General features: G+C 67.1%; 22 protein-coding genes. 6 read left to right on the top strand and 16 right to left on the bottom strand.

Annotated elements, in window-relative coordinates; translation table 11 throughout:
• Positions 1-234: 234 nt before the first annotated feature.
• The 3 genes from DPQ64_RS08590 to DPQ64_RS08580 form a co-directional block, all read right to left on the bottom strand.
• Positions 235-981 (bottom strand): HFX_2341 family transcriptional regulator domain-containing protein, encoded by a 747-nt coding sequence (locus tag DPQ64_RS08590; protein ID WP_115863942.1) that lies wholly within the window; start codon positions 979-981, stop codon positions 235-237.
• 107 nt (positions 982-1,088) lie between these two features.
• Positions 1,089-1,715, bottom strand: a complete 627-nt coding sequence (locus DPQ64_RS08585; RefSeq protein ID WP_115863941.1) for an RAD55 family ATPase — start codon at positions 1,713-1,715, stop codon at positions 1,089-1,091.
• Between the two features lie 25 nt (positions 1,716-1,740).
• A complete protein-coding gene (locus DPQ64_RS08580; protein WP_115863940.1) occupies positions 1,741-2,439 on the bottom strand; it encodes a MinD/ParA family ATP-binding protein in 699 nt (232 codons plus the stop codon).
• Between the two features lie 38 nt (positions 2,440-2,477).
• On the opposite strand from DPQ64_RS08580, the gene DPQ64_RS18735 reads away from it, so the two are divergent.
• Positions 2,478-2,738, top strand: a complete 261-nt coding sequence (locus DPQ64_RS18735) for a hypothetical protein (RefSeq protein WP_157971642.1) — start codon at positions 2,478-2,480, stop codon at positions 2,736-2,738.
• 453 nt (positions 2,739-3,191) lie between these two features.
• Here DPQ64_RS18735 and DPQ64_RS19185 read toward each other — a convergent pair whose 3' ends face one another.
• Positions 3,192-3,362 carry an HEWD family protein gene (locus tag DPQ64_RS19185; protein ID WP_198662061.1) on the bottom strand — a complete coding sequence of 57 codons (171 nt, stop codon included), beginning with the start codon at positions 3,360-3,362 and terminating at the stop codon, positions 3,192-3,194.
• Positions 3,363-3,546: 184 nt separating this feature from the next.
• On the opposite strand from DPQ64_RS19185, the gene DPQ64_RS08575 reads away from it, so the two are divergent.
• The 3 genes from DPQ64_RS08575 (at position 3,547) to DPQ64_RS08565 (ending at position 6,908) form a co-directional block, all read left to right on the top strand.
• Positions 3,547-4,221 carry a YbhB/YbcL family Raf kinase inhibitor-like protein gene (locus DPQ64_RS08575; RefSeq protein ID WP_115863939.1) on the top strand — a complete coding sequence of 225 codons (675 nt, stop codon included), beginning with the start codon at positions 3,547-3,549 and terminating at the stop codon, positions 4,219-4,221.
• A gap of 97 nt (positions 4,222-4,318) precedes the next feature.
• Complete coding sequence (locus DPQ64_RS19180; RefSeq protein ID WP_198662060.1) at positions 4,319-5,257, top strand: plastocyanin/azurin family copper-binding protein; 939 nt, start codon at positions 4,319-4,321, stop codon at positions 5,255-5,257.
• 133 nt (positions 5,258-5,390) lie between these two features.
• A complete protein-coding gene (locus DPQ64_RS08565; RefSeq protein ID WP_115863938.1) occupies positions 5,391-6,908 on the top strand; it encodes a sulfite oxidase in 1,518 nt (505 codons plus the stop codon).
• Between the two features lie 33 nt (positions 6,909-6,941).
• Here DPQ64_RS08565 and DPQ64_RS08560 read toward each other — a convergent pair whose 3' ends face one another.
• Both DPQ64_RS08560 and DPQ64_RS08555 read right to left on the bottom strand, forming a co-directional pair.
• Complete coding sequence (locus DPQ64_RS08560; protein ID WP_115863937.1) at positions 6,942-7,421, bottom strand: FKBP-type peptidyl-prolyl cis-trans isomerase; 480 nt, start codon at positions 7,419-7,421, stop codon at positions 6,942-6,944.
• Between the two features lie 92 nt (positions 7,422-7,513).
• Positions 7,514-7,975, bottom strand: coding sequence for a hypothetical protein (locus tag DPQ64_RS08555; RefSeq protein ID WP_115863936.1), 462 nt, complete (start codon positions 7,973-7,975; stop codon positions 7,514-7,516).
• A 416-nt stretch (positions 7,976-8,391) separates the two neighbouring features.
• Here DPQ64_RS08555 and DPQ64_RS08550 point away from each other — a divergent pair, with 416 nt between their 5' ends.
• Positions 8,392-8,754, top strand: coding sequence for a hypothetical protein (locus DPQ64_RS08550; RefSeq protein ID WP_232820522.1), 363 nt, complete (start codon positions 8,392-8,394; stop codon positions 8,752-8,754).
• Between the two features lie 21 nt (positions 8,755-8,775).
• On the opposite strand, the gene DPQ64_RS08545 is transcribed toward DPQ64_RS08550, so the two are convergent.
• The 8 genes from DPQ64_RS08545 to DPQ64_RS08510 form a co-directional block, all read right to left on the bottom strand.
• On the bottom strand, positions 8,776-8,931 hold the full coding sequence (locus tag DPQ64_RS08545) for a ribbon-helix-helix protein, CopG family (RefSeq protein ID WP_115863935.1): 156 nt from the start codon (positions 8,929-8,931) through the stop codon (positions 8,776-8,778).
• Positions 8,932-9,042: 111 nt separating this feature from the next.
• Entirely contained in the window at positions 9,043-9,297 is a 255-nt protein-coding gene (locus DPQ64_RS08540; RefSeq protein ID WP_115863934.1) for a hypothetical protein, read from the bottom strand.
• Positions 9,298-9,362: 65 nt separating this feature from the next.
• Entirely contained in the window at positions 9,363-9,971 is a 609-nt protein-coding gene (locus DPQ64_RS08535) for a zinc metalloprotease (RefSeq protein ID WP_115863933.1), read from the bottom strand.
• A gap of 49 nt (positions 9,972-10,020) precedes the next feature.
• Positions 10,021-11,745 carry a TraB/GumN family protein gene (locus tag DPQ64_RS08530; protein ID WP_115863932.1) on the bottom strand — a complete coding sequence of 575 codons (1,725 nt, stop codon included), beginning with the start codon at positions 11,743-11,745 and terminating at the stop codon, positions 10,021-10,023.
• 126 nt (positions 11,746-11,871) lie between these two features.
• A complete protein-coding gene (locus DPQ64_RS08525) occupies positions 11,872-12,327 on the bottom strand; it encodes an acyl-CoA thioesterase (protein WP_115863931.1) in 456 nt (151 codons plus the stop codon).
• Between the two features lie 212 nt (positions 12,328-12,539).
• The gene (locus tag DPQ64_RS08520) at positions 12,540-13,322 is read right to left on the bottom strand and encodes a DUF4397 domain-containing protein (protein WP_115863930.1); all 783 of its coding nucleotides are present in this window, start codon (positions 13,320-13,322) and stop codon (positions 12,540-12,542) included.
• A 219-nt stretch (positions 13,323-13,541) separates the two neighbouring features.
• Positions 13,542-14,600 carry a geranylfarnesyl diphosphate synthase gene (gene idsA3 / locus DPQ64_RS08515; RefSeq protein ID WP_115863929.1) on the bottom strand — a complete coding sequence of 353 codons (1,059 nt, stop codon included), beginning with the start codon at positions 14,598-14,600 and terminating at the stop codon, positions 13,542-13,544.
• 4 nt (positions 14,601-14,604) lie between these two features.
• Entirely contained in the window at positions 14,605-15,957 is a 1,353-nt protein-coding gene (locus DPQ64_RS08510; protein ID WP_115863928.1) for a ribonuclease J, read from the bottom strand.
• A gap of 444 nt (positions 15,958-16,401) precedes the next feature.
• Between DPQ64_RS08510 and cutA the strand changes: the two genes are divergently transcribed.
• Positions 16,402-16,704, top strand: coding sequence for a divalent-cation tolerance protein CutA (gene cutA / locus DPQ64_RS08505; RefSeq protein WP_115863927.1), 303 nt, complete (start codon positions 16,402-16,404; stop codon positions 16,702-16,704).
• A 328-nt stretch (positions 16,705-17,032) separates the two neighbouring features.
• On the opposite strand, the gene DPQ64_RS08500 is transcribed toward cutA, so the two are convergent.
• Both DPQ64_RS08500 and glpK read right to left on the bottom strand, forming a co-directional pair.
• A complete protein-coding gene (locus DPQ64_RS08500; RefSeq protein ID WP_115863926.1) occupies positions 17,033-17,707 on the bottom strand; it encodes an HAD-IIB family hydrolase in 675 nt (224 codons plus the stop codon).
• A 58-nt stretch (positions 17,708-17,765) separates the two neighbouring features.
• Positions 17,766-19,304 carry a glycerol kinase GlpK gene (gene glpK / locus DPQ64_RS08495; protein ID WP_115863925.1) on the bottom strand — a complete coding sequence of 513 codons (1,539 nt, stop codon included), beginning with the start codon at positions 19,302-19,304 and terminating at the stop codon, positions 17,766-17,768.
• Positions 19,305-19,480: the final 176 nt, after the last annotated feature.

Genomic DNA, 19,480 nt, shown 5'->3' with positions numbered 1-19,480 from the left:
GGTCGCCGAATCGAATTCGGCGACCGGGGCCGCCAGCGACTGGCTGGTGGTTGGGAGGTCGGTCTCGACCTCCACGTATAGATACGTCCCCTGCGGTATTCAATTCTACCAGGATACTATCGATACAATGCTGACTATCGATAGTATGAATACTATCTATACTATCGGAGCGCCGACCGAACAGAAACGACGGCAGATCGTTCAGAAGTGGAATTCAAAAGTTGGCACTGGAGTTCAGGAGTCCCGAATCAGGTGCCGGAACGCTCGGAGCGCGTTCGTGCCCGTCTCGGTGAGCCGTAACTGCTTGCGGCGGCCCACGTCCTCGACCGCGAGGTAGTCGTCCTCGACCAGCGGGTCGACCACGTTCGCGTTCAGGAGCGCGAACTTCGCCTTGTCGTTGGCTGGCTCGTTGTCGGCGACGAACGCCAGCCCTTCCTCCTCGGCGAACTCGATGACGTCTTTCTTCTTGGCGGTGTAGGCGTCGGTGTTCGTCTCCGCGAGGAAGTCCATCACCGCGATCTGATCGGCCGTCGGCGACTCGATGGGGTAGGAGGGCAGCACCTCGTCGTCGGCGTAGCCGTAGCTCTGGCGCTCGCCGCGGTCGGCGTACGGGTAGCCCTCCGGGTGGACGTAGTAGGCCGTGGCTCCGGTCGCCATGCAGGCGATGGTCGCGCCCACCGCCGAAAGCTTCGACCCGCTGGAGACGTTCACGCGCACGAGGTCAGCGGCGTGGTCGGCGACCAGCGTCGTCACGACGCCGAGCACGTCGTACACGTCCATGATGTCCACGCTCCGGGTCCGGACCTCCACGTCCACCTCGGTAAGCTCGTCCCGGAGGTCGTCGTGGTAGTCCGGGCTACTGGCGGGGTCGTCGTGTTCGAGCAGGTAGAGCACGTCGGCCTCGTAGCGCCGTACCGGGCCGACGATGCGGTCGTACTCGAAGCCGAGCGGTGCAACGTGGACCTCCTCGATGGGCTGCATGGAACTCAGGTCGACTGGCGGACGGCTCTCGCATAAGTTCCCGGTATCCAGTCGTGACCCACAAAATCGGAACGAGTCCCGAAGCCCGAACCGGCCCGAACTCGACGCTACGCGATGTCCCGGCTCGTGTCGATGCGCACCGACTCGGCGAGCTCCAGCTTGATGGTCTCGGGGAGCGCCCGACCGCCCCGGAACTTCGGCACCGCGAGGCGGGTCTCCACCGAGTCACCGGCGTACTCGGTGTGAAGCTCGAACACCACGTCCGCGACGTGCTCGGTCAGGTCACGGGCGTCCGGGACCGACCGGCCGTCCAGACAGTGGAGGACGGCGAGGCTCCCGGTGTTGTGGAGGTGGTTCTGGAGATCGTTGAGGAAGTTGCGATACCGACTCTCGTCTTGGCGCTCCAGCAGGTCCACGGGGTCGACGACGAGGTTCGAGTCCTCGGGGAGCCGCCGGAACAGCCGCTGGGAGTGGTCCAGCGGGGCGTCGCCGGGCACCCGGCGCACGTCGGGCGAGCCGGTGCGACCCGGCGCACGCTCCAGCGCTTCGGCCACGGCGGTCTCGTCCCGGTCGGTCGAGAGGTACAGCGTCTTGCGCGCCGACGTGAACTCGTGGAGCAGTAGCTCGGCCTGACTCGCCGGCGGTGCCGAGAGCGCGACCACGCTCCCCGCGGGCACTCCGCCGTCGAGCTTGCGGTCCAGGACCTCGATGCCGGTCGAGAGTCGGCGTGCCACGTAATTGCACGGGTGGACGCGTCGGTCATAAGTATTTGGGCTGGAGGGTTGACAGAACCCGGTCGTGTGCGGCCCGGACCCGGTCGTCGGCCAGCGGTTCCGCACTCGCGCCGTCTCCGACGTCTGGGACCGCTCCGAGCACCTCGCAGTCGAGCAGGTCAGTTACGCCGTCGGAGACATCTCGGGCCTGCTGTGGGTCCCCATCGCTGGAAACGATTCCACCCGAGACGACCGCGCCGGCGACCGGCGTGCCGAGTTCGCGCGCCATCGCGGCGGTCTTGGCGGCGTCGCGCAGACAGGCCGGCTCGGTCGTGGTGACGACTACTGCCCCGTCGGCCACTCGGAGCGGTGCGACCGCATCTGGCCCCGCTCCGGCGGGACAGTCGAGGAGCACGGCCCCGTCGAACTCCCGGAGGTGAGTCAGTGGAGTCGAGGATTTCGGCTCGTAGTTTCGACGCGCCGCCCGTCTGCTCCTCGCTGGGAGAACTCGGACGCCCGGTGTGGAAACCTCGGTGGTCGCGGCCACCATCTCCGGCGGCCAGCCTGCGGCCACGGCGTCAAGGCCCGGGTCGCGTGCGACGCCCGCCAGCGCGTGGAGGTCGGGCATCTCCCGGTCGGCGTCGGCCGCGAGCGCGGCCTTGCGCTGGCGGACGAGCGCGCCCGCGAGCCCCAGCGCCGTGGTGGTCTTCCCGCAGCCTCCCTTGCCGCCCGCGATAGCCAACATGGCAACGATTCGTCTCGCTCTCGGATTTGAACGTTTGGGTGGACGACCGGGTGGTGGTTGTGGAGGTGGTGGCGGTTGCGGTTGCAGTTGCGGCTGCGGTTGCGGTTGCAGTTGCGGTTGCGGTTGCGGTTCTCCTAGGCTCAAGGATAGTATCGGTCGTGGATACGGTTGCGGCTGCGGTCGCGGTTCTCATCTGCTCAAGGATAACTGCAGTCGCTGTTGCGGTGGCGGGCGTGGTCGTCGCTATGGACTCACAGAAAGCGGCGAAGAAGCTAGCTACTGTTTGCGCCTCGGCGTGACCACAATCGCACAGCACCGCAACGCAACTGCAACGCAACCGCACCGCAACGCAACTGCACCGTAACCGCACCGCAACGCAACTGCAACGCAACCGCACCGCAACTGCACCGCGACCGCGGGCCTCAGACCTCCCCAGTCTCCTGCGGTCGTCGGCCTCCGCGTCGCTCCTGCAGCCCTCACGCGATTTGGCGTGGCGCAGAAACGCGCCGTGGGAGCTGTGCTCCCACGAGCCTCGGCTCGCGTCGCTCGCCGAGACGCCACGTAGCACGCGCCGGAGTGGAAACCGAAAGTAGCGCATCCACGTGAAAAGCGGAGTCAGCGTCTCCGGATGGAAAGCGAATCCAGCGCACGCTGAGCCGGAAAGAGAATCTCTCGAACCCGAAACTCGGTGAACTCGAACGCGTTCGCTACTCACTCCTCGATACTCGGGGCTGAGACGCACGCGACCCGTGCTACTCTCGGACCGGCTTGTACGTCCCGTTGATGTCCCACTCGTGGATGCAGTGGAGGTTCTCGGTGCGCGTGCCGGTCTCGATCCGCCAACTCGCCGCGTCGGAGTCCCACACGTCCCGGCGTCCGCACTCCTCGCACTCCCGTTCGGCGGGCGGGTCCAGTTCGACCATTACCGGAGGGAGGGCACACGACCACTTAAGCCAGTCCCCTGACTCAGTGTTTGCCGGGTTTCCCCGGAGGGTCGCAAAGCGGGGCGAACACGTGTCACGGCCCTGGACCGAACCCGAGTCACGGGTTTCGGACTGAAAATGTGGCCCCAGTAACTACTTGTTCACCAGCGTCGAACCCCGGTTCATGCGCAGACGCACGCTACTGCGCTCGGCCGCGGTGGCCGCGACGATTGGGGGAGCAGGGGTCGTAGGCGCAGGTGGGAACCGCGGCGGGCAGGAGACGACGACCGGAGCACAGCAGACGACTACCGAGGACCAGCAAACGACCGAGCAATCGGACGCAGCCGAGCAGACCACGACCGCCGAGGGAGAGTTCTCGATCAGGTCCCCGGCGTGGGAGAACGGCGAGACGATTCCGACCGAGTACACCTGCGAGGGCGCGAACGTCTCGCCGCCGCTCTCCATCGCGAACCCGCCGGAAAGGACCGAGGCGTTCGCGCTGGTGATGGACGACCCGGACGCGCCGAACCCGCCGTTCGTCCACTGGCTGCTGTGGAACGTTCCCGGGGACGCGCGCGAGATTCCCGAAGGCGTTCCGGCCGAGGAGACGGTCGAATCGCTCGACGGCACGACCCAGGGCGCGAACGGCACCGGCGAACTCGGCTATATCGGCCCGTGTCCGCCGCGGGGCGACCCGCAACACACCTACCTGTTCGAACTGTACGCGCTCGAATCACCGCTGGATCTCGACCCCGGCGCGGCCTACGAGGAGGTCCTGAACGCGCTCTTCCCCGTCGCAATCGCTCGGGCGCGGTACGTCGGTCAGTACGAGCGGGGCGAGGCGACGACCACGCCGTGATCGGACTGGGTGACGGCCGGGCCAAGTTACGGCGAATCTCGGACGCTCCCAAGGTCCCCGAACCCTTTTACTCGATAGCGCCGACTGTACTGGCGTCATGGGGGGAGAGACGGCGAGCGAGACGACCGACGAGAACGAGGAGACCGCCACGGATTCGCGGCGAACGTTCCTGCGGGTGATGGGCGCGGCGAGCGCCCTCGCTGGCGTGGGCGGTCTCGCGGGCGCACAGGAGACGACGACCGGAGACGGCGAGTCCGGAACGACCACAGAAAGCGATGGCGGGGCGACGACAACTGCTCCCGACGACGTGACGACCACCGCCAGGGACGACGCAACCACCGTCGTCCTCGGCGGCCGCGTCTCGGAGTGGGTCGGACTCGCGCCCGAACCGATACACGGCGAACCGAACCCCACGCTGGGGCTTCGTCCCGGCGAGCGGTACAGACTCGTCTGGATCAATCTCGACGGGGAGCGACACGAGTGGCTTCTCGAAGACGGTGACGGGAACACAGTGAGCCAAACCGAAGCGACCGACCGCGTCGGCGCGACCCGCTCGACGGCGTTCGAGATGCCAGACGCCGGGGCCGACTACCGCTGCGAGTACCACCCCGAGCGAATGCGGGGGTCGGTCGAACCCGGCGAGGGGTTCGAGACGACGGCGGGCGAGACGACCGCCGGGGAGAACGGCGGTGGAACGACCACCGACGCGGGCGAGGTCGTGGACGTTGCGGTCGGTCCCGAGGGACAGTACCTCAAGTTCGTTCCGGAGGAGGTCGAGATCTCGCTGGGCGACACCGTTCGATGGACCGCCGAGAGCGAGGGTCACAACGTCACCGCCAAGCCCGAGGCCGCGACGCAGGTCGACATCCCGGACGGCGCGGAGCCGTTCGCGACGTACGAGGGCAACCGTTCGTTCATGGTGCTGCAAGTGGGCGAGACGTTCGAGCACACGTTCACGGTGCCGGGCGAGTACGTGTACGTCTGTGCGCCCCACGCCGATCAGGGGATGATCGGCCGCGTCGTGGTGTCCGAATAGGTCGTCGGACCGAATCCTTCGCGAGCGACCGCGTTTCGATAATACTTCGCGATCGAGCGCGTTTCGATTAATCGGGGGCCGCGCGCCACCTCAGACGGAGATTTATGCGGGTTGATAGCGCTACACGTGGTGTATGTCTGGGGAGACGGGGGACGACGCGACCGAACGGACGAATCGAACGCGGTATCTCGACCGGCGGCAGTTCTTGATGGCGAGCGGCGGGCTGGCCGGGGTCGGGGTACTGTCGAGCAACGTCGGCGGCGTGGCCGACATCCAGGACGAGGAACCGAGTCTCCAAGAACAGTATCCGGGACTTCGGATCCTCTCGGACGAGCCGGAGAACGCCGAGGCCGCCTCGCGGTCGACCTACGAGAGCTTCATCACGCCCCGCGAGGAGCACTACATCCGGAACCACTACGCGACGCCGGACATCGACCCCGAGGAGTGGACCGTCTCGCTGACCGGGATGGTCGACGAGGAGGTCGAACTCTCGATGGACGAGATCCGGCGAGACTACACGACCGAGACGGTCACCCACACGATGCAGTGTTCGGGCAACGGCCGGTCGTACTTCGAGCCGCAGGTCGGGGGTAACCAGTGGACGTTCGGCGCGGTCGGCAACACGGTCTGGACCGGCACGCCGGTCAGCGATATCCTGGAGGAGTACGGCGCGACGACGGAGGCGGGAACGTGGCTGTCGGTCATGGGTGGCGAGGCCCCCGACGGCGAGGACATTTTCACGCGCTCGATCCCGATGTCGAAGGTGATGGACGACTGCCTGCTCGCCTACGAGATGAACGGGAGTCCGATGAACGGGGACCACGGCTTCCCGGTCAGACTGCTCGTTCCCGGCTGGTTCGGCAACAACAACGTCAAGTGGGTGAATCGGATGCACGTGATGGACCGGATGGTGTACGGCGAGGAGTGGGAGACCGAGGACCAGCGGCTGTACACCCACTGGCAGCAGTACTCCTACCGACTGACACCGATCGACGAGGAGACCGAGCAGTTCGAAGAGATCGACGTGTACGACACGCAGGACCAGATGGATTCCGACCAGATCCGCCACCCGTACGTCTACGACCAGATCGTCAAGTCGCTGGTCGGCTATCCGCCCGAGGACTCGACCGTCCAGCCCGGTCCCGGCGGCACCGTCGAGATCGTAGGCGTCGCGTGGGCGGGCGACGACGACGTGGAGGCGGTCGAGGTGTCGACCGACGGCGGCGAGACGTGGAACGAAGCCGAGTTCTTCGGCCCCGTGATGGGGACGTACTCGTGGCGGCAGTTCCGGTACGTCTGGGAGCCCGAGCCGGGCGAGTACACCGTCCACTCGCGGGCCACCGACGAGCGCGGGCGCAGCCAACCCGCGAGCGTCTCCGCCCCGGACGACCAGCTCGTTCGGATCACCGACGAGGAGTTCCCGTGGAACCAGGGCGGCTACTGCAACACCGCCTACGAACCCCACGGCGTGGCCGTCACCGTGCAGGAGGGTGAGGCCGAGACGCCGGGCGGCGAGACGACGACAGCGGAGGGAGGTGGAACCACGACCGAAGCTGGTGGCGAAACCACGACAGCGAGCGAAGCGACGACCGCGGCGGACGGCGGCGAGACGACTGCTATGGACGACAGCGACACGACTACCTCGTCGTAGCGCGACCCGTCACGCCCGCTGTCGTTGCGCCGCTCACCCGTCCTCGTAGGCGTCGAGTAGCTTCACGTCGAACTCGACCGGCACGCCTGCGAGTTCGTGATTGAAGTCGACCGTCACCGTCTCGTCGTCCACGTCGGTGATCCAGCCGGTTTCGCCGTTCTCGGCGCGGACGAGTTCGCCCGCTTGTGCGGTCGCGTCGCTCCGGGACTCGATCTCCTGGCGCGGGAACTCCACAACCGCGCTCTCGTCGTACTCGCCGAACGCGCGCTCCGGGTCGATTCGGACCGTCCGCTCCTCGCCGACCGCCATCTCGACGACCGCGTCTTCCAGTCCGTCGACGACGTGCCCCTCACCCACGCGGAACTCCAGCGGTTTGTAGTCCCTGTGGTCGTGGTAGACGCCCTCCTCGAGCGCGACGTCCACGTCCGTCGTGTCGAACACTGCCCCGGCGTCTTCGCCCTCGGCGACGCGTCCGGTGAAGTGGACCACCGCGATCTCCCCATCCCTGCTCATACCTCAGGATTCGGCCGAGTTCTACTTGAAGCTACGTGAGCGTTCGAAACAGTCGCGCGCCAAAAGCAACTCCGCGGCGGTCGATAGGGCCCTCAGATCTCGAAGTCCGGGAGGTCGTCGGGTGCCTCGTACTCGCCCTCCCAGTCGATGTACTCGTCTTCGAGCACGTCGCAGACGACCTGCCCGAACTCCGTCATGGCGGCGTTGATGCCCGAGACGGTGTTCCACGAGTCGAGGTCCGGGTGGTAGTTCTTCGCTTTCCAGTCCTCGGGGATGCCCGGCGCGTGGTAGCCCACCCGGTCGGCGAAGGAGTCCCAGAAGAAGTCGTACTCGCCGAACATGTCGAGATCGCGGACGATGGCGTACTCCTCGGCGTCGAGGTCGGTGTGGGCGGCCCACTCCTCGAACGCGTCGTCCCACGCGCCGTCCCGGAGGTACTCCTCGAGTTCGTCCCGGCGGTAGTCGTCACCCTGCACGTCGGCGTCCTCGTACTGGGAGGCGTCGACCTTCGTGGACAGCGACGCGGGCTCGGGTGCGTCGACGTCGAGTGTCATGCGACGACGTACGCGCCCACCTCGCAAAAAGCTGGTCGTCGGCGCGCGAGGGAAGTGCTCAGATAAGAGCGACTAGGTCCGGCTTCGCTCGGTGGAGCAACTGATTTCCTGGCGGACTGAAAGGGCGAGGGCGGTCGACGAACCCCGACGACGCAAGCACTGGACCGAACGACCGCAGGGAGTGAGGGAAGCGCGCAGCGAGTCGCGGGAGGTTCGTGAGCGTAGCGAACGAACCCACGGCAGACGCAGCCCGCGCAGCCGAAGGCGAGCAGGACCGTCTGCCGGTGGTCGACCGCCCGAGGGCTTTCGAGGACAACTCGCCTGTTCGACTGGCTTATCTGAACACTACCGATGCGAGAGGATAAACCGCACTCCCAGTCAGAAGTCGAAAGTAGCTGCCGACCCAAGCACCGGCGATGACCGCAGTCCGGTACTACTGCCCGCGGTGTGGGGCTATCGCCGCGCTCGACCGGGAGGGCAACCTCGCCGACAAGTGCGTCACGCCCGAACCGCTCGACGGCTGGGAATACGCCGCGCCGTACGACGACTTCGAGAGCGCGGACGGCGTCGAGATCGTCTGCGGCGCGGCCGAGACCGACGGCGAGGGCTGTGGCGAACCGTACTACCTGAGCTTCGTGAAGTTCGAGGACGGCGAGGAGGTCGACCCCGCGGATCGGGCGTTCGTCCCGCCGAGGGTCGACGGGCCGACTATCGACGACCCGGCCGAGGACGACGGCCCGGACGACAGCGACGGCCCGCGGTTCGACTTCGAGCCCTGAATCGGCTTTGTTACCTGGCCTTCAGTCGCGCTGTTTCAACCACCTGTCGAGCAGGTCGCGTATCGCGGCCTCGCGGTTCTCCCGGTGACGCTTGAACGCGATGTCGTCGATCTCGTCGAGTTCGTCGGCCTCGAGTTCCACGGTGACGGTCTCCATGTCGAGGTCGTCCCGGTTCATATTGTGGACACACCGACGTACGGACACAAATAAATCCGTCAGACGGGTGTACGACGACCGGGAAACGTATCTTAGAACCGATACTTATGGCGGTCGGACGAGTGGTCGTCCTTACTCTCGGCGCTCCACGACGACCTCCTTCGTGCGCTCGGCGTCGATGCCGAACAGGAACCCCGAGACGAACAGGAGTTCGTTGCCGAGGTAGTACTGGTCGAGGACGTAGTCGACGAGTCCGACGTCGAGGGTCGTGAAGCCGAGGACGGCGAGGACGAGCGCGACGACGGCCGCGAGGCCTGCGACCCACCGGACCACCGTTCCCGCGAGCAGTCCCACGACGAAGACGAGGATCGCTTCGAGGAGCGCCATCGCGTCGGGATTCGGTCGGACGGTGTATCAAGTTCGGGGTCCCGCGAACACCGAGGAGCCCTGCGTCAGACGAACGAGAAGCCGAAGAGCGCCCACGCGGCCAGCCCGAAGCAGACCAGCCCGCTCGCCGCGAACACCGGGAGCGACCACTTCTTGACCGTGTTGCCGTCGAGCGGGCCGAACGGGATCATGTTGAACCCCGCGAGCAGGAAATTGATCCGGACCCCGAGCGACGCCACGTCGCCGAGCGTCCCGCCGACGAACAACTCCACCGGGAGGAACAGCGCGCCGAGCGCTACGTTGGTCGCCGGGCCGGCCAGCGAGATGAGGCCGTTCTCTCTGAGGGTGATGCGCCCGCGGTGGTGGACCGCGCCCGGCGCGGCGAAGAGGAATCCCGCGAGCGCGCCCGCGACCGCGAGGAACAGCATGCCGTAGTCGGCCCGGAACTCCGCGAGCTGGCCGAACCGGATGGCGACGACCTTGTGAGCCAGTTCGTGGAGCAGGAAGCCCAGCCCCGCGGTGACCAGACTCGCGGGGAGCAGGCCGACCAGCAGGGCCGGACGCGCGAGGACGGCGTTGCCGCCCCCGCCGAAGAACAGGGCGAACGCCACGCTCAGGGCGGTCCACGCCACGGCGAGGTCGAGGAGTTCGCGCTGGCTGAATCGGATGTTCATGGGTAGGGAAGCGGGTTTACGAGTAGAGAGTCGAGGTCACAAGCGGTCCTCACGTCAGCGTCTCCACGATGAGGTCCGCGCTGTTCTGTGCGCCCTGGAGCATCAGTTCGGTGATCTGCTCGACGCCGCCGACCTGCGAGCCCAACAGCGGGAGCACCACGAACGGGAACGCGAAGCTGGCGATCATGCTCCCGACATTGGTCATCGCCACGATGGCGATGAGTCGGAACAGCGGCACGTCGAGCATCCGGGAGAGGATGTCGGTGAGCGGGCTCTCCTCGTCGCTAAGTATATTGTTGAGTTCCGCGATGTCGCCGACGTTCACCGACGAGTACTTGAGCTCGACGTAGCCCGCGAACCAGCCCGGCGCGAGCAGCGGGTTGACGCTGGTGAGCCACGCCACCGCGCCGCCGACGCCCGCGGAGGTCCAGCGCGCGCCCGCCAGCTTCGCCAGCCCGAACGCGAACGCGCCGTTGAACAGGAACCATGCCCCGAACACCTTCAGCAGGAATGCGTCCTGCACGCCCGCCATGAACAGCAAGAAGAAGAAGGCGAGGAATCCCAGCGCCATCAGGTAGCCGAATAGCTTGAACAGCGAGAACCGGCTGCCCGACTCGGTGCCGACGAGGCTCTCCATCGGCGGGAGCGTCTCGGGGTTCTCCAGATACTTCTCGATGCCCGCGCGGTGGCCCGCGCCGATGACGGCGACCACGTGGTGGCCGGCCTTCCGGAGCGCGACCAGCCGGTGGGCGATGAAGGCGTCGCGCTCGTCGATGAGCGCCTCGGCCCCGCCGGGCGAGAACTGGCGGAACTCCTCCATCATCGCGGTCACCACGTCGCCGTCGGTCAGTTCCTCGATGTCGAACTCCTCGTCGACCTCCTCGGCGTCGGCGAGCACGCCGTCGAGCACCACGCCGACGAGCAGGCCCAGCGCGGCCCCACCGCCGAGTCCGACCGCAACCGCCGTGGCCGACCGGAGCGCGAGGTGGCCCACCGATTCGAGAGTTCCGACACCGACCAGCGGTGCGATGCCGCCCTGCAGGGCGACCGCGACGCCGGCAAGCGTGCCCAGCCCGAGCCCCGCGCCGAGCGCGAGGTCGATCCGGTCGGTGACGACGCCCGGCAGGAAGATCGCACCCAGCGCGCCCCCGGCAACCGCACCGCCGACGAGTCCGCCGAACAGTTGGAGCGCGGCCGTTCCGGCACCCAACGTCAGCGCGCCGCCGAGGCCGATGGCGGGCGCGACGAACACGCCGAACAGCAGCGCGAACGTGGTGCCGAGCGCGGCCCCGCCCGCGATGCCGAGCGTGATCGGGTCGGTCACGCCCAGCGCGAGGCTGCCGACCATCCGGAGCTTCTCGGCGAACGTCATCCGGCTCCAGAACCGCTGGATGGTCATCTGGATGTCCCGGTCGACCAGCGCCACCTCGCTCCCGGCCGCCTCGGCGGCCCCGATGGCGGCCTCCATGTCCGCGCCGGGTTCGATGTCGAACTGCTCGCCCATCCGAGTCTGGACGTACGACAGCATCCAGTAGGCGAGAAACTGGAAGACGGTGTTGCCTTCGAGCAGGTCGGAGGGTTCGAGGTCGTCGGCGACCTCCCCTTGCATCTGTCGGTAACGGCTCTCGTCGAGTTCGACCGCGACCACGTCGGGGCGCTCGGCGTCGACGACCTCCCGGACCTCCTCGACGCTGTCGGCGGAGACGTGGGCGGTGCCGACGAGGCGGACGCTCCCCTCGTCGTCGCCCGCGCCCAACTCGGCTGAATCGCTCATCGTTCGCGTTACACGCTATCCCTTTTTACCGTTGTCGATGGCCGAAGATTTACCAACCGACCGAGAGGTTCGCCCCGGTCACTCCCCGTTCGTTTCGGATCGCTCACCCCGCTCGTTTCGGCCCCCTTACTCCCCATTCGCGATCTTGGCCTCCCGCTCCAGCGCCTCGCTCCGGAGTCGTTCGCCCTTCTCGCTGGTCGCCGTGAGATCAGGAACCTGTGTGGGCTCGTGGTCCTCGTCGATGGCGACGTAGACGAAGAAGGACTCGGTCGTCAGTTCCGTCTCGCCCGACTTGGGGTCCTCGCGGAACGCCTTCAGTCGGACCCGGACGCTCGTCTCGCCTGCCGCGTAGACGTACGCCCGCACGAGCGCCGTGCTCCCGCGCGGGACCGGCTGGACGAAGTTGACCTGATCCATCCGAGCGGTGACGCAGGTCTGTCCCGCGAACCGCATCGCCGAGAGCGCGCCGTCGACGTCCATCCACTTCATCACGTTCCCGCCGTGGGCCATGTCGAGGTTGTTCGTGTGGTTGGGCTGGACGAGGTGACGGTTCTCGATGTACGTGTCCATCACGTCGGTCATACCGGCGGCTTGCGCGGGCAGGGAGAAGAACGTACTGACTCGAATTCGTACTGGAGTAGAACTCCCATTGAGGTCGAACCCCCACCGCACTCCCACTCGCCCGTCTCGTTGCGGCTTCGGCGGGCTGGCGGGGAGCCGAACGACCAGTCGGTCGGCTCCCCGCCAGCCCGCCGATTCGCTCGGGTCGCAAGCCTCCGCTTCGCTCGCGCGGCTTACGACTCGCTCTCGTCGTCGTCCTCCATCGAGTCCCCGCCGGAGTCGACCGCGACGAGGAGGTCGAACGGCTCGTCGGCCGCCGCCTCGTCGGGCGAGAGATAGCCAGCCGCCACCGCCGAGTAGACCGTGCCGCCCTCGACCGACACGTCGAACGTCGTCACGACCTCACCGTCGTCGTCCTCGGTCGCGGGACGGACCTCCAGCGTGTAGTTGCCCGCCGGCACCGTCACGTAGTCGCTCGCGTTGCCGAACGTCACGTTGTCGTACAGGACCGCGCCCGACTCCTCGACCGTGACGTCGACCGGTGGCGCGTCGGGCGAGGCGTGAACCAGCCTGACCGAGGCGTTGCCCTCGTCGGGCTCCTCGAACTCGTCGACGTAAATCTCGGGCTGGAACGTCTCCTCGCTCACCTCGCCGACCGCCGCGACGGTGTACGCCGTCCCGGCCTCGACGTTCACCTCACCCTCGAAGACCACCGACTCGTCCTCGGTCGTCTGGATGGTCACCGTGCGCTCGCCGGCCGGCACCGAGAGGTACTCGCTTATCGTGCCGAACTCGACTGCTTCGAGGACGGCCTCACCGTCGACGAGCACGTCCACGGCGGGCGCGTCCGGCGAGAGGTGGGCCACCCGGACCTCCGCCGCCCCGGAGGTCTCAGCGTCGCTCGACCCGCTCGCCCCTACGGTCGCGATACCTGCTCCCACGAAACCCAGCACCACCAGTAGGGCGACGCCTATCGTCACCGTCCGCCGCATCGTGTGTGATTCTCTCTCATTCATACTGCAGACGGGCCTCAGGACGAAGTGGCCTTAAATGGAAGCGACGCTCCACGGCGTAAGGAGCCGTGAATCGCGTCCTATGCCCGGATTGCGTGGGAAGCGAGAGAACGGAAGGATTCGGAGACCGTCGGCCGAAAAGCGGGGGATAATCCCGTCGCATTCGGCCGTGACAATCCCGGTCGCGTTCGACACGGTGGGTCGGTCGCGTCCGAGACAGGGTCAGTAGCCGCGCTCGATGAGGTAGTCCGCGATGCCCTCCAGCAGGTCGCGGGCCTCGTTGTCGGGCAGCACCGCGAGTCGGTTCTTGCCGCGGGCGACGAGTTCCTGCGCGGTGTCCCGGGCGTAGTCGATGCTGCCGGCCGCTTCGAGCTTCGCGACCGCTTCGCTGATCTCGGCCTCGGTGACCGCCTCCACGTCGTCGGTTTCGACCAGCGCGTCCACGTCCACGCCCTGCTCGCGGGCGTGGAGCGTGATGATGGTCTGTTTGTCCTCCACGAGGTCGCTCCCGCGCTGCTTGCCCAGCTTCTCGCTGGGCACCGTCAGGTCGAGCACGTCGTCCTGGATCTGGAACGCCCGGCCCACGTCGATACCGTACTGGTAGAGCTGCTCGACGGTCTCGTCGTCGGCCCCGAGCAGGATTGCCGGGATGGTCGCCGCCGCGCCGTACAGCACGGCGGTCTTGTGCTCGATCATCTCGAGGTACTCTTCGGGGAGCACGTTCGCCCGCTCCTCGAACGCCATGTCGTGGGCCTGCCCCTCACAGATGTTGGTGCAGGTCGTCGCCAGCACGTCCATCGCCCCCACCACGCGGTCGGCGGGCGCGTCGGCTTCGATGAGTATCTCGAACGCCTTCGAGTAGAGCGTGTCGCCCGCGAGGATGGCGGTCGCGGTGTCGTACTCGCGGTGGACCGACGGCACCCCGCGCCGGAGGTCGTCGTCGTCCATGATGTCGTCGTGGATGAGCGTGAACGACTGGATGACCTCGATGGAGACGGCAGCGGCCATCACGTCGATGGGCTCGCCGTCGAGGTCGGGGAAGTTGCGGTAGTCGAGCGCCGCAGCGTCCTCGTCGTCCGCGAGCGCCTCGGCGACCAGCAACAGCACGGTCGGTCGCAGGCGCTTGCCGCCCGCGTCGAGCAGGTACCGGGCGGCCTCGTAGAGGCGCTCGGGCTCGTCGACCGGCAGGTCGGCCTCGATGGCCTCGTTGACGACCTCGCGTCGCTGTTCGACCGCACCCAGCACCTGCGCTTCGAGTGCCTCGGCGCTCGCGTCACTCATGTTCTCACTCGACCAGTTGGATGATGTTCCCGTTGTTCGTGACGTGGAGGTCTCGGCCCAGCTCGTACCCCTGACTCTCACAGAGGTTCACGTACGGTGCGAAGCCCTTCATGTCCTGGTGGGCCGGGATGACGTTCTGGGGCTGGAGCGCGTCGAGCATCTCGTAGTGGCCCTCCTCGCGGAGGTGGCCCGAGACGTGGACGTCGTCGTAGATGCGCGCGCCCTGCATCTTCAGGAGGCGTTCGGACTGGTAGCGCTGGCCCTCGTTGGTCGGCTCGGGGATGACCCGCGCCGAGAAGATGACCTTGTCGCCGTTCTCGAGGTCGTAGGGCGTCTCGCCCCGACCCATCCGGGTGAGCATCGCGCGCGGCTCGCCCTGGTGGCCCGTGACGATGGGGAGGTAGTTCTCCTTGCCCTCCTTCATGATCCGCTTGAACGTGCGGTCGACCGACTTGCGGTGGCCGAACATCCCCATGTTCTCCGGGAAGTCGACGAAGTCGAGCCGCTCGGCGGTGCCCGAGTACTTCTCCATCGACCGGCCGAGCAGGACGGGCTCGCGGCCGATGTCCTGCGCGAACTCGACGAGGCTCTTCACGCGGGCGATGTGGCTGGAGAACGTCGTCGCCACGATGCCGCCGTCGTAGTCCTCGACCGAGGTCATCACGTCTTCGAGGTGGCGACGCGCCACCGACTCGCTCGGCGTGCGGCCCTTCCGGCCCGCGTTGGTGCAGTCCTCGATGTACGCCAGCACGCCCTCGCCCTCGCGGCCGATCTCGCGGAACCGCTTCATGTCGATGGGATCGCCGAGGACGGGGGTGTGGTCCATCCGCTTGTCGAGGCCGTAGACGACCGCGCCCTCGGGCGTGTGGAGCACCGGGTTGATGGCGTCGATGATGGAGTGGGTCACGTTGACGAACTCCAGTTCGACCTGCCCCGTGTCGCCGATGGTCATCGTCTCGCCGGCTTCCATCTTCACGAGATCGTTCTCGACGCCGAACTTCTGCTCGCCCTCGATCTGCTGTTTCACCAGTTCGATGGTGAACGGCGAGGCGACGATCGGCGCGTCGTACCGATGGGCCAGTTTGCTGATCGCGCCGATGTGGTCGAGGTGACCGTGGGTCGGCACGATGGCCTGTACGTCGCCTTCGAGGTCGCTCATCACGCGGTCGTCCGGGATGGCCCCCATGTCGATGAGGTCCAGACTGTGGAGCTTCTCGGTCTCGACGTTGTCGTGGAGCAGCACCTTCGAGAGGTTCAGCCCCATGTCGAAGATGACCACGTCTTCGCCCGCACGAACCGCTGTACACTGCCGCCCGACTTCTTCGTATCCGCCAATGGTTGCAATTTCGATTTCCATAGTTTCTCCTTGTGTACGCAAAGCCACGTTCCGTAGCGTGCCACATCGCGTTCCGTGGCAGTTCCGCGTCAGTCGGCAGCGGTAGAACCGCGCCGCACTTCCGCGGCAAAGCCGCGCTACATTTCCACGGCAGAGCCGCGCTACCGCCCAACGAGCGTGCCACGTCCCGTGGCGTCCGTACGTACCTAAACCTGCTCGCGGCGTCGCGGTCCCGACCCCGGCGTCTTGCAGCCGTCGGTGGGACCGCCCGGTGGCGCGAGCCACGCCCCGCGAGCTATCGGTCTATGCGGGGGTTACGCGTCCCGGTAATAAAAACTGCCGGGATTGGCCCGGACCGAAAGCCGTCCCGAGGATAGCGTTGATTCAGATCGATACTCTCGGGAAATAAGGGAGTGGCTCCCGCGCTGCCCGAACCTTAAGTTAGAGAACCGTGGAGTGACGAGTATGCCGACTGCCTACGTCACTGCGCCGCCGGAAGCGGCGGGCGACATCGCCGAACGACTCGTGGCGGAGCGACTCGCGGCCTGCGTCAACCGGTTCCCCTGCACCTCGGTCTACCGCTGGGACGGCGAGGTCCACCGCGACGAAGAGGTCGTCCTACTGGCGAAGACCACCGACGAGTCGTACGACCGACTGGAAGCCCGAGTCGAGGAGATCCATCCCTACGACGTGCCGTGCGTCGAGCGCTTCGACGAGGACGGACTGTTGGCGTCGTTCGCGGTCTGGCGTGACGAGGAGGTCGGGTGAAACTTCTTGATGTCGGTTGAGTTGGGTTGTGGCGGTGGCTGCTGAAAAAGCAATTTGTGGGTTGTTTGCGTCGTGAAGCTAGCTATTGCCGAGACATATGAGAAACCGCACAACACCGCGACCGCGGGCCTCGAACCTCCCCAGCCTCCTGCGGTCCTCACTCCGCTACGCTCCGTTGCGGTCCTCGTCCCTCGCGCGGGTTGGCGCGGCACGGAGGCCGCGCCCGCACGCGCCGGGGTGGAAGGATGAGTCAGCGCATCCGTGATAGAAAGACGACTCAGCGCACGCTGGGGGAAAATAGAGAAACTCGCTCCGATATTCGAAATTACTACGCGCGCTGGCGGAGGTCCTCCAGCACCGCGAGCGTGCCCGCCGAGAAGGATTCGTCCAGCACCACGTCGGCGGCGTCCTTCGCCTTCGCGTCGGCGTTGGCGACGGCGTACGACTCCCCGGCGACGCCGAACGTCGAGACGTCGTTCTCCGAGTCGCCGACCGCGACGAACGCGGCGGGGTCGAGGCCGAGCAGGTCGGCGACCGACTGCAGGCCCATCCCCTTCTTGACGCCGGGCGACTTGACGTGGTAGGCGTAGCCGGTGTCGACGACCTCCTGGCCGTGCTCGGCCGCGATCTCCTCCAGCGGGCCGAGCGGCTGGTCGCGCGCGACCGCGACCTCCGTCTCGCGCCAGCGGTTGATGAGGTCCGGGGCTCCCCAACCGAGGTCGTAGCCCGCCGCGACGAACTCCTCGGCGACTCGGCGGGCGGCCTCCCCGTCGCCGTTCGTCGTCAGGTCCCCGCGAGCGAGGACGACGCCCCCGTTCTCGGCGATCACGTTCTGGGGGATCGTGAGGAAGTGACACAGCGAGACAGGGTACGGGAACGACTTGCCCGTGGCGAGCACGACCGGCGCGTCCCATTCGGGAAGCACGTCGAAGAAACGCGGGTCGATGGAGTCGTCGGGCCGGGTCATCGTCCCGTCGATGTCGAGCGCGAGCGGCGGCGTCATGGTTCGCCGTGGGAAGTCGAGTCGTAAAAAGCGGTCGTTCGCGAGCGCTCGAAGGGGGTTAGGGCTCGTCCTCGCGCGCCCAGTCGCGCGAGCGCTCGACCGCCTCCGTCCAGCGCTCGTACTTCGCGTCGGCGCGCTCGGCATCCATCTCGGGGGAGAACTCCCGGTCGACGCGCCAGTTGGCCCGAAGTTCGTCGAGGTCGTCCCAGTAGCCCACTGCGAGCCCCGCGGCGTAGGCGGCCCCGAGCGCGGTGGTCTCGTCGACCGCCGGGCGGACGATGTCCGCGCCGAGCGCGTCGGCCTGTAGCTGGCAGAGGAAGTTGTTCTTGACCGCGCCGCCGTCGACCTTGAGCCGGGTGAGTTCGACCCCCGCGTCGGCTTCCATCGCCGCGACCACGTCGCGGGTCCGGAACCCGATGGCTTCGAGGGTGGCCCGGACCACGTGCTCGCGGCGCGTTCCGCGGGTCAGCCCGAGGATAGTTCCCCGGGCGCGCTGGTCCCAGTGGGGTGCTCCGAGCCCCGCGAACGCCGGGACCACGTACACCCCGTCGGTCGAGTCGACGCTCCGGGCGAGTCGCTCGGTCTCGCCCGGATTCTCGACCAGGCCGACGTCCGCCAGCCACTCGATGGCCGCGCCGGTCACGAAGATGGAGCCCTCCAGCGCGTACCGGACCGGTTCGCCCGACCGCTGGAACGCGACCGTGGTGAGCAGCCCGTGGTCGCTCTCGACCGCCCGCTCGCCGGTGTTCATCAGCACGAAGCTCCCCGTGCCGTAGGTGTTCTTGGCGTCGCCCGCGTCGAAGCAGGTCTGGCCGAACAGCGCGGCCTGCTGGTCGCCGAGCGCGGCCGCGACCGGCACCTCCGCGCCGAGGAACCCCTCCGGGTCGGTCGTCCCGTAGTAGTCGTCGTCGCTGGACGGCCGGACCGCCGGCAGGCAGGCCGCCGGCACGCCGAACTCCGCGAGCAGGTCGTCGTCCCACGCCATCTCGTGGATGTCGAACAGCATCGTCCGCGAGGCGTTGGTCACGTCGGTCACGTGCTCGCCCGTGAGGTTGTAGATGAGCCACGAGTCGATAGTGCCGAACAGCACCTCGCCGTCGGCCGCCCGGTCGCGCAGGTCGGCGGGCCGGGCGCGCTGGGTCTTGATGGGGTCGGCATTCTCCAGCAGCCACTCGGCCTTCGTCGCCGAGAAGTACGCGTCGGGCTGGAGCCCGGTCTTTCTGCGGATTTCGTCGGCTTTCCCCAACTCCTCCAGTTCGGCAACTCTGTCGGTCGTCCGGCGGTCCTGCCAGACGATGGCGTCGTGGACCGGCTTTCCCGTGTCGCGGTCCCACAGCAGAGTGGTCTCGCGCTGATTCGTCACGCCGATGCCGGCCAACTGGTCGGCCTCGATTCCGGCGTCAGCGAGCGCAGACTCGGTGACGGATTGGGTGTTCTCCCAGATTTCGATGGGGTCGTGCTCGACCCAGCCGGGCTCGGGGTAGTGCTGTTCGTGGGTCTCGTACGCCTCGCCGACCACGGTGCCCGCCCGGTCGAACACCATGAATCGGGTGCCGGTGGTACCTTGGTCTAACGCGGCGACGTAGCGCTCGGTCATGCGTTGGCGTGTGTCGCGCGAGGTGAAAATTCTACGCCTCGCGCATCCCTGTGGAACTATCCACCCTGCACAGAACTGACACAGAGAGCGTTCGCCCGGTGTCCCAACCACCGGCCCTGGCGGACTGAAAGCGCGAGGGCTTTCAAAAACGCGAGTCATCCTACGGCGGAATCCGG

It is taken from the genome of Halorussus litoreus (assembly GCF_003382685.1).
Classification (GTDB): domain Archaea; phylum Halobacteriota; class Halobacteria; order Halobacteriales; family Haladaptataceae; genus Halorussus; species Halorussus litoreus.
Note: the sequence above shows the minus strand (reverse complement) of the source record. Positions and strands in the feature narration are given on the sequence as shown.

What these genes read in the sequence shown, in the direction of transcription:
- DPQ64_RS08590 (WP_115863942.1), bottom strand. Translation starts at nt 981, where the DNA reads ATGCAGCCCATCGAGGAGGTCCACGTTGCACCGCTCGGCTTCGAGTAC.
- DPQ64_RS08580 (WP_115863940.1), bottom strand. Translation starts at nt 2,439, where the DNA reads ATGTTGGCTATCGCGGGCGGCAAGGGAGGCTGCGGGAAGACCACCACG.
- DPQ64_RS19185 (WP_198662061.1), bottom strand. Translation starts at nt 3,362, where the DNA reads ATGGTCGAACTGGACCCGCCCGCCGAACGGGAGTGCGAGGAGTGCGGA.
- DPQ64_RS08575 (WP_115863939.1), top strand. Translation starts at nt 3,547, where the DNA reads ATGCGCAGACGCACGCTACTGCGCTCGGCCGCGGTGGCCGCGACGATT.
- DPQ64_RS19180 (WP_198662060.1), top strand. Translation starts at nt 4,319, where the DNA reads ATGGGGGGAGAGACGGCGAGCGAGACGACCGACGAGAACGAGGAGACC.
- DPQ64_RS08565 (WP_115863938.1), top strand. Translation starts at nt 5,391, where the DNA reads ATGTCTGGGGAGACGGGGGACGACGCGACCGAACGGACGAATCGAACG.
- DPQ64_RS08560 (WP_115863937.1), bottom strand. Translation starts at nt 7,421, where the DNA reads ATGAGCAGGGATGGGGAGATCGCGGTGGTCCACTTCACCGGACGCGTC.
- DPQ64_RS08555 (WP_115863936.1), bottom strand. Translation starts at nt 7,975, where the DNA reads ATGACACTCGACGTCGACGCACCCGAGCCCGCGTCGCTGTCCACGAAG.
- DPQ64_RS08550 (WP_232820522.1), top strand. Translation starts at nt 8,392, where the DNA reads ATGACCGCAGTCCGGTACTACTGCCCGCGGTGTGGGGCTATCGCCGCG.
- DPQ64_RS08545 (WP_115863935.1), bottom strand. Translation starts at nt 8,931, where the DNA reads ATGAACCGGGACGACCTCGACATGGAGACCGTCACCGTGGAACTCGAG.
- DPQ64_RS08540 (WP_115863934.1), bottom strand. Translation starts at nt 9,297, where the DNA reads ATGGCGCTCCTCGAAGCGATCCTCGTCTTCGTCGTGGGACTGCTCGCG.
- DPQ64_RS08535 (WP_115863933.1), bottom strand. Translation starts at nt 9,971, where the DNA reads ATGAACATCCGATTCAGCCAGCGCGAACTCCTCGACCTCGCCGTGGCG.
- DPQ64_RS08530 (WP_115863932.1), bottom strand. Translation starts at nt 11,745, where the DNA reads ATGAGCGATTCAGCCGAGTTGGGCGCGGGCGACGACGAGGGGAGCGTC.
- DPQ64_RS08525 (WP_115863931.1), bottom strand. Translation starts at nt 12,327, where the DNA reads ATGACCGACGTGATGGACACGTACATCGAGAACCGTCACCTCGTCCAG.
- DPQ64_RS08520 (WP_115863930.1), bottom strand. Translation starts at nt 13,322, where the DNA reads ATGAATGAGAGAGAATCACACACGATGCGGCGGACGGTGACGATAGGC.
- idsA3 (WP_115863929.1), bottom strand. Translation starts at nt 14,600, where the DNA reads ATGAGTGACGCGAGCGCCGAGGCACTCGAAGCGCAGGTGCTGGGTGCG.
- DPQ64_RS08510 (WP_115863928.1), bottom strand. Translation starts at nt 15,957, where the DNA reads ATGGAAATCGAAATTGCAACCATTGGCGGATACGAAGAAGTCGGGCGG.
- cutA (WP_115863927.1), top strand. Translation starts at nt 16,402, where the DNA reads ATGCCGACTGCCTACGTCACTGCGCCGCCGGAAGCGGCGGGCGACATC.
- DPQ64_RS08500 (WP_115863926.1), bottom strand. Translation starts at nt 17,707, where the DNA reads ATGACGCCGCCGCTCGCGCTCGACATCGACGGGACGATGACCCGGCCC.
- glpK (WP_115863925.1), bottom strand. Translation starts at nt 19,304, where the DNA reads ATGACCGAGCGCTACGTCGCCGCGTTAGACCAAGGTACCACCGGCACC.